Annotated in this window: 1 protein-coding gene; it reads left to right on the forward strand. The window is 52.1% G+C overall.

The genetic code is table 11. The features are described 5' to 3' along the window. Positions 1 to 259 precede the first annotated feature (259 nt). A partial coding sequence (locus ACIQJ2_RS38275; protein WP_400746780.1) for a nucleotidyltransferase and HEPN domain-containing protein occupies positions 260 to 1,063 on the forward strand: 804 nt, incomplete at its 3' end.

Genomic DNA, 1,063 nt, shown 5'->3' on the forward strand with positions numbered 1-1,063 from the left:
CTCCTGTTAGCTGCCAGATCGACGATCCGGATCATGTTGCATCAAAAATTACGGCAAAGCCGCTGGATTTCGTAAATTTCGTTGGATTTCGTGCAAAAGCGCCCAATATTCGCATTTCCCTCATGAAAGTCTAGTGTAATTCTCCATTTTTTGATGCAACATTCATATTGCCTTCCATCCAGTTTTCGCGCACCCTGTGGATTCAAAGCGAAAGCTCCTTTATGCCTGTCCCATGTCCGTGAAAGAGCCGCCATTGTTCATGAAGTCCAGCATCGGCCATTTGCCGCCACTCAAGCAGCGTGAGCTCGCTCGCGTCGTTGAGGTGTTGCATGAAGAGTTTGAAGACGCGCTGAAGGGCGCCTCAGCGGATTTCAAGAAGCGCGGTCGCATCCTCAAAATCATCTTGTTCGGATCCTATGCGCGCGGTAGCTGGGTCGACGAGCCGCACACAAAGAAAGGGTACCGCTCGGATTTCGATCTGCTGATTATCGTCAACAATCGAAAGCTTGCCGATTTCTCCGAGTACTGGCAGAAGGCCGCAGATCGCTTCCTGCATCTCGAGGACATCAAGACGCCGGTGAATTTCATCGTGCATTCGCTCCGCGAGCTCAACACCTTACTCAAACAAGGTCGATATCTCTTTGTCGATATCCGCCGTGACGGCATTGTGCTGTACGAGCTCGATGACAAGCCATTGGCCGATCCCATTCTCCTGCGACCCGCGGATGCCTACAAATTCGCAAGAGAGTATTTCGAGGATCGGCTGCCGCATGCTCGTAAGTTCGTAAAGGGCGCGGCATTCTACATGAATGAAGGCGATCTCAAGGAATCGGCGTTCCTCCTGCATCAATCGATCGAACAGGCTTATGCAACCTTGCTGCTCGTCCTGACCAACTACAGTCCAGCCTCTCACAATCTCAAACACCTGCGCAGCCTTGCGGAGAGTCAGGCGCAGCAGCTCGCAGACATTTGGCCGCGCGATCCGCAGCGCTTTGTCGCCTGGTTCAACATTCTCAACGAAGCCTATGTCAAGGCGCGCTATTCAAAACACTATGAGATAAGC

It is taken from the genome of Rhizobium sp. NPDC092011 (genome assembly GCF_044756305.1).
Lineage (GTDB): Bacteria > Pseudomonadota > Alphaproteobacteria > Rhizobiales > Rhizobiaceae > Rhizobium.